At 67.7% G+C, this 6316-nt stretch carries 7 protein-coding genes; 5 read left to right on the forward strand and 2 right to left on the reverse strand.

The window, feature by feature from the left end:
- Positions 1-28: 28 nt before the first annotated feature.
- Both VEY12_02705 and yjjX read left to right on the forward strand, forming a co-directional pair.
- Positions 29-1072 carry a homoserine dehydrogenase gene (locus tag VEY12_02705; GenBank protein HYM39042.1) on the forward strand — a complete coding sequence of 348 codons (1044 nt, stop codon included), beginning with the start codon at positions 29-31 and terminating at the stop codon, positions 1070-1072.
- A 36-nt stretch (positions 1073-1108) separates the two neighbouring features.
- Entirely contained in the window at positions 1109-2083 is a 975-nt protein-coding gene (gene yjjX / locus VEY12_02710; protein ID HYM39043.1) for an inosine/xanthosine triphosphatase, read from the forward strand.
- On the opposite strand, the gene VEY12_02715 is transcribed toward yjjX, so the two are convergent.
- Positions 2084-2299, reverse strand: a complete 216-nt coding sequence (locus VEY12_02715; protein ID HYM39044.1) for a hypothetical protein — start codon at positions 2297-2299, stop codon at positions 2084-2086.
- A 150-nt stretch (positions 2300-2449) separates the two neighbouring features.
- On the opposite strand from VEY12_02715, the gene VEY12_02720 reads away from it, so the two are divergent.
- Complete coding sequence (locus VEY12_02720; GenBank protein ID HYM39045.1) at positions 2450-3469, forward strand: type II glyceraldehyde-3-phosphate dehydrogenase; 1020 nt, start codon at positions 2450-2452, stop codon at positions 3467-3469.
- Positions 3470-3479: 10 nt separating this feature from the next.
- Here VEY12_02720 and VEY12_02725 read toward each other — a convergent pair whose 3' ends face one another.
- Positions 3480-4193 (reverse strand): RNA methyltransferase, encoded by a 714-nt coding sequence (locus VEY12_02725; protein ID HYM39046.1) that lies wholly within the window; start codon positions 4191-4193, stop codon positions 3480-3482.
- Positions 4194-4230: 37 nt separating this feature from the next.
- Here VEY12_02725 and VEY12_02730 point away from each other — a divergent pair, with 37 nt between their 5' ends.
- Positions 4231-5037 (forward strand): tRNA pseudouridine(38-40) synthase TruA, encoded by an 807-nt coding sequence (locus tag VEY12_02730; GenBank protein ID HYM39047.1) that lies wholly within the window; start codon positions 4231-4233, stop codon positions 5035-5037.
- Between the two features lie 275 nt (positions 5038-5312).
- Positions 5313-6316, forward strand: a 1004-nt coding sequence (locus VEY12_02735) for an ABC transporter substrate-binding protein (protein ID HYM39048.1), incomplete at its 3' end; no start/stop codon positions are given.

The raw sequence follows: 6316 nt of genomic DNA on the forward strand, positions 1-6316 counted from the left end.
CCTTGCCGCCGCTTCAGCCCGCCGCGAGGTGGCGCCCGTGGGCCATCGGATCGTCCTCCTGGGCTTCGGGAACGTGGGCCGCGAATTCGCCCGCCTGCTCCTCGAGCGCCGCGCCGAACTGCGGCGGGAGCAGGGCCTCGAGGCCTCCGTGGTCGCCATCGTGACGGGCCGCCACGGTCGGGTGGAGAATGCCCGGGGCATCAACCTGCGGCGTGCCCTGGAGCTCGTGTCCGCGGACCGCTCCTTGGAGCCGTGCGGCCGCGCGATCCGGGGGGACGTCCTCGAGTTCCTGCGCCGGGTGCGCGCGGACGTGGTCGTGGAGATCACGCCCTTGCGCATCGCGGAGGACCAAGTCGCGGTCGAGCACATCCGGACCGCCCTTGCGAGCGGCAAGCACGTGATCACGGCCAACAAGGGCCCCGTCGTCTACCACTACCGCGAGCTGCGCGAGCTCGCGCGCCGTCGCCATGTCGGTTTCCGCTGCGAGGGCACGGTCATGGACGGAGCGCCCGTGTTCAATCTGTTCCAGGAGACGCTCCGCGGCGCGCACGTCGAGTCGTTCGAAGGCATCTTGAACAGCACGAGCAACTTCATCCTCTCCGAGGTCGAGGCCGGCCGCTCCTACCAGGACGGCGTGGAGGCGGCGCGGCGGCTGGGTCTCCTCGAAGCGGAGCCGTCCATGGACCTGGAGGGTTGGGACGCCGCGGCGAAGGCGTGCCTGATCGCGAACGTCCTCATGGGAGGCCGTCTGCGGCCGGAGACGATCCCGCGTCAGGGGATCGCGGGGATCTCCCCGGCCCGGGTCCAGGAGGCCCGGGCGCTCGGGCGGCGGGTGAAGCAGGTCGGGCGCGGGTGGAAGGAAGGCCGGGAAGTCCGCGCCTCGGTGACCGTGGAGGAGCTGCCTCTCGAGCATCCCCTGGCCGCGATCGATGGCACGTCGAACGCGTTGCTGGCGCGCACGGACATGCTCAAGGAGATTCTCGTGTCCGAGCGCAATCCCGGACTCCGCCAGACCGCCTTCGCCCTTTACTCCGACTTGATCGCCATCCATGAGGGGCGCCTCCTCCCGTAGGGCATCCTTATATCGAGAGGACCGAATCGCCCGCCGATGCGCATCGCGATGGGCGGGACGTTCGACCTGCTCCATGACGGGCACAAGGCGTTGCTCGCCGCGGCGTTCTCCGCGAAGCCCGACACGGTGCTCATCGGCCTCACGACGGACCGGTTCGCGCGGGAGACCCGTTCCGAGGTCAACCCGTACGCCGTTCGGGAACGGAACCTGCGGCGCCATCTCGAATCCCGCGGCTGGACCGCGTTCGGCATCGAGCCCATCGACGACGTGTACGGGCCGGCGGACGACCTCCCGGACCTGGACGTGCTCGTCGTCTCCGCGGACCGCGCCCCGGTCGGGAAGGAGCTGAACGAGGCACGGGTGCGCAAGGGGCTTCGGCCGCTGGAGGTGCGTCCCGTGCCCATGGTCCTCGCCCAGGACGGCCTCCCGATCCAGTCGCGCCGGATTCGCGCGGGAACCATCGACCCGCATGGGAAGCGGCTCACGCCCCTCGTCGTGCGCGTGGGCACGGACAACCCCGTGAAGGTCCGCGCGGTCCGCCACGTCTTCGCGGATCTCTTCCAACGAGTCCGCGTGCGGGCCACCCCCGTTTCCACGGGCGTGCCCGAGCAGCCGATCGACCAGCAGGCGCCCGTGGGTGCGATGAATCGGGCTCGGTCCGCCCTCCAGGACGCGGACTTCGGCGTCGGGATCGAGGCGGGGCTGATCTGGGACGCGGCCGTCGGCGACTACCTGGACGTCCAGTACTGCGCCGTGGTCGACCGCCGGGGCCGCGTGACCCTGGGCCACGGTCCCGGGTTCGAGTATCCGCCGCGGGTCGTCGAGGCGGTCCGAGACGGTCGCACGGTGAGCGACGCGATGGCCGAGCTCACGGGTGTGCGCGAAATCGGGTCCAAGTACGGGGCCATCGGATACCTCACGGAGCGCCGGATGGATCGGGACGCGCTGACCGAGGCGGCGGTCCTCATGGCCATGGTGCCGCGGATCCGGCAGGGCCTCTACCTTCGGTAGTTACGCGCCCGGAGCGACGAACCACTGGACCTGGCATCGCCCGCACCAGATCGCATTGCCCACGAGGATGAACTCGCCTCGCTGGGTGCCGGCGTAGGGATCCGGGGTCGCACCGCCGGTCGCGAATCGCGCGGCCTTCATGTGGTTTCGACAGACCCCGGCCCCGCAGAACCGGCACGTGGCGCGAGCTTGTTCCTCGCAGTAGTTGCAGAGCATGCCCCGCCATCGGGGTCGGGGGAGATGTACGTTGGCATGGGCCCGCGTCGCCGTCGGCGGCCCGACGCGTCGCGAACGGGTCCGCTGCAATTACATCTCACGCACAAGGTTTTTAGTGGAGCCCCCGTTGGGTGCTCCGGGGGTTGCTCCATGCCCGCGAGGATTGCCATCAACGGATACGGAACGATCGGGAAGCGCGTCGCCGATGCGGTGGCCCTGCAGGACGACATGAAGGTCGTCGGCGTCGCGAAGACGAAGCCCAACTTCGAGGCCAAGATCGCCGCGAAGAAGGGGTTCCCCGTGTACGCGAGCGACAAGGAGGCGCTCGGGAGGTTCCAGAAGGCCGGGTTCAAGGTCGCGGGCACGATCGACGATCTCCTCAAGGAGGCCGACCTGGTCGTGGACTGCACGCCCGAGGAGAGCGGCTACAAGGCGGCGTACGAGAAGGCGGGCGTCAAGGCGATCTGGCAGGGCGGCGAGGAGCACTCCCTGACGAACCTCTCCTTCAATGCCGCGGCGAACTACGCGGACTGCCTCGGCGCCCCGTTCGTACGGGTCCCCTCCTGCAACACGACGGGCCTCATCCGCACGCTGTACCCGCTCGAGGCCCACCTCGGGGTCGAGAAGGTCCTGGCGGTCATGGTCCGCCGCGCCGCGGACCCCGGGGACTCCAAGAAGGGCCCCATCAATGCGATCGAACCCGAGCTCGAGATGCCCAGCCACCACGGTCCCGACGTCCAGAGCGTCCTGCCGAACCTGAACATCCACACGGTCGCGGTCAAGGTGTCGTCGACCCTGATGCATGTCCACGCGGTCTCCGTGGACCTTAAGAAGCCCGCGGACCCGGCGCAGGTCCTCGAGGTCTGGAAGCGCTTCCCGCGGATCACGTTCGTGTCCGGCGCAGACGGCGTGAAGTCGACGGCCCAGATCATGGAGCTCGCCCGCGACCTGTCCCGCAACCGGTCGGACCTCTACGAGATCGCGGTCTGGAAGGACGGCGTCCACGTGGTCGACGGCAAGCGGCTGTACTACTTCCAGGCCGTCCATCAGGAGTCCGACGTGGTCCCCGAGAACGTCGACGCGATCCGCGCCCTGATGTCCCTCGAAAAGGACGCCCGCCGGAGCATGGAGAAGACGGACCGGAGCCTCCACATCGGCGCCACCCTGTGATCCGCCCCCGTCACCGAACGCGTTCCAGACGCGCGATGCGCTTCGTGGCACGCTGGAGGACGCCCATGAGGGCGTGGAATTCCCACGCGCTGGGCACGGCCCGGCCCATGAGCCGCCGGAACATGATTTTCGTCCGCGCGCGCTTGTGCTCGGGGTAGTCCGTCGCTTCGAGCAGGGCGGCGAACGCCTCGTGGAGCTTCTCCTTCTCGAGGCCGGAAGCCTCGCGGCGGGCGCGGCCGGCTGCCCGCGCCGCGAACAGCTCGTACAGGACGACCGTCGCGGCATGGGAGAGGTTCAGGATCGGGTAGTCGGGCGCGGCGGGGATCGTGACCAGGAGATCGCACCGGGCGAGTTCCCCCTCGGACAGCCCGAAGTCCTCGCGCCCCAGGGCGATGGCCACGGTGCCGGCGAGGGGCGCGACCCGCGCCGCGGCCTCCCGGGGCGTGACGGAGATGCGGGCGAACCGCTTCTCGCTGCGCGTGTCGATGCCGGACGTCCCCACGAGGAAGTCCGCCCCGCGTACGGCGGCCTCGAAGGACTCCACGGACTTCGCGGCCTGGAGGATCTCCACGCCGTGCATGGCCCGCTTGTAGGCCTCGTCGCCGATCGGGCAGGGGTTCACAAGGACGAGGTCGCGGGCCGCGAAGTTCCGCATCGCGCGCGCGACCGCCCCTACGTTCCCTTCGTTCTTCGCCTCGACGAGGACGACTCGGATCCGGGGCATCGGTGCGCTATATTATCCAAGATACTATGACCTTCGCATGCGCGTCGCCCTCAAGGTGGCCTACGACGGTCGGGCGTTCTACGGGCACCAGCGGCAACCCCACGCCCGCACGGTGGAGGGGGAGTGCCTCGCCGCGCTGAAAGCGGTCCGTGTGCTCACGGACCCCCAGGAGGCCTTCTTCCGGAGCGCGAGTCGGACCGACCGCGGCGTGAGCGCAGTCGGGAACGTGATCGCCTTCAACGCGACGCTGCGCCCCGAGGCCGTCCTCGGCGCGTTCAACGGCAAGGCGCACGACGTTTGGGCGTGGGCGTTCGCGACCGTGCCGGACTCCTTCCATCCGCGTCGCGCGGAGGAGCGGTGGTACCGCTACCACCTGGTCGACCCGCCGTCCTTGGATCGGCTTCGCGTGGCCGCCAAGGTCTTCCAGGGAGAGCACGATTTCGGTTGGTTTACATCCGATCCCCGGCCCGCGCGGATGACGCTCGGCCAAGTGGCGCTGACGCCGACGCCCGAGGTGGCGGCGATTGACGTCCGGGCGCGGAGCTTCCGCCGCGGCATGGTCCGTCGCGTGGTGGCCGCGATGCTCGCCTACGCCCGCGAGGAGGTGCGACTTGAGGAGATCGAGGCGGCCTTGGACGGGGTTCGGCACGATTTCGGGATCGCCGCGCCGGAGCCCCTCGTGCTCATGGACGTCCGCTACGGGTTCGCCTTCACCCCCCTCGTGAAGCCCCAGGTCGCGGCGGCGTGGCGAGCCCTCCGTAGCGACATCATGCTTCGCGCGCGGTGGCTCAGCTCGGTCGAAGACGCTGCATCGTCGTCGGCTTGCCGCGCCCTGACGACCTAACCGAGCCCGCGCCCTTCCTGACCGGATGCCGAGTACCGTGGAACCGAAATTTCGGGAATCTGGGGTTGAGCAGGACTGGGTTCCAAGAGCGTCCGAATCCGCCTGTCCATGCGCATGGCGTTTCTCGGACCAATGCGGCAGCCGTTTTCTCCATGAAAACCCAAGATTTCGGGTCGCTGCGATGTCGACGTGTGGGACGTTCTTCGTACGCTACAAACGTATTTATACGGTTTTCATCCATTCCCGCGGCTAGGCTTAAGTGGAGGAGTAAGAGCATGAATAAGAAATGGCTTAGCTCGAACACTCTGCACGCCGTCATCATCGTCTTTGTGATGGTCGCGGCGAGCTTTGTGTTGCTCGTCCAAACCAACGTCGTGTCCGCTCAAGCCTCTGACACTCAGCTCGTCGTCGGGCTGCAGAACCCGGCGGTCTCGCTGAACTTCTTTGACGTGGCCACGAACTCGGTTTGGAAAGCGTACATGCTAGAGTATAACTTTGAGTCGCTGTACACGTACGACCCAGATTCGAAACTGTATTCGGACTTGGCCAGCGACCAGGCGATCCCAGCAGCCAACTGTCCATCGGTCGCATCGATACCGGGACCGTACAACGGGATGTGCCACAGCGCGGACTTCCTGAACTTCACGGTCTTCCTGCACACCGGGATCACGTTCACCGATGGGCAGGCCCTGAGCGCGGACGATGTCGTGTTCTCGTATCAGACCCTGCCGTGGAGCACCAACGCCCAGGTCATCTACCCGGCGCTCTGGTGGCCCCAGCCCATGGTCCCCCTGTGGAACGCGACCACGCCCGGCTGCACGGCCCCTGCGAGCCTCCCCTACGCGTGCATGTCTCACACGGCCGTGAAGAAGCTCTCCGCTACGTCGGTGAACTTCCAGCTCCTGCCCGTGTACACGGGAACGGGGGCGAACGCGGTGAAGGGCGCCTATGCGCTGTTCTTCTACGCCACGATGGTCGTTCCGATCATCCCCTTGCACATCTGGCAGAACCACATGATGCCCAACGCCCTGAACAACTGGTCCGCGGGCGCGAGCGGCAACGTTGTGGACACCTGGGACCGCGGCATCAACACGGCGTTCACGCCGTACACATGTGCCCAAGCCGGACTCTCGGAGGGCTGCTCGAACCCCTACATCGAGACGATCGGGACGGGGCCGTTCTACCTCGACACGTACGTGCAGGCCGCGCAGACGGTTATCAAAGTGTACCCGAACTACTGGGGCAAGGCGTACAGCCACACGTGGAATAACGTGGCCTT

Source organism: Thermoplasmata archaeon (genome assembly GCA_035632695.1).
Classification (GTDB): domain Archaea; phylum Thermoplasmatota; class Thermoplasmata; order RBG-16-68-12; family RBG-16-68-12; genus RBG-16-68-12.

Excerpts from the sequence above, each read along its gene's own strand:
- VEY12_02730 (HYM39047.1), top strand. The coding sequence starts at position 4,231 with ATGCGCGTCGCCCTCAAGGTGGCCTACGACGGTCGGGCGTTCTACGGG.
- VEY12_02725 (HYM39046.1), bottom strand. The coding sequence starts at position 4,193 with ATGCCCCGGATCCGAGTCGTCCTCGTCGAGGCGAAGAACGAAGGGAAC.
- yjjX (HYM39043.1), top strand. The coding sequence starts at position 1,109 with ATGCGCATCGCGATGGGCGGGACGTTCGACCTGCTCCATGACGGGCAC.
- VEY12_02715 (HYM39044.1), bottom strand. The coding sequence starts at position 2,299 with ATGCTCTGCAACTACTGCGAGGAACAAGCTCGCGCCACGTGCCGGTTC.
- VEY12_02720 (HYM39045.1), top strand. The coding sequence starts at position 2,450 with ATGCCCGCGAGGATTGCCATCAACGGATACGGAACGATCGGGAAGCGC.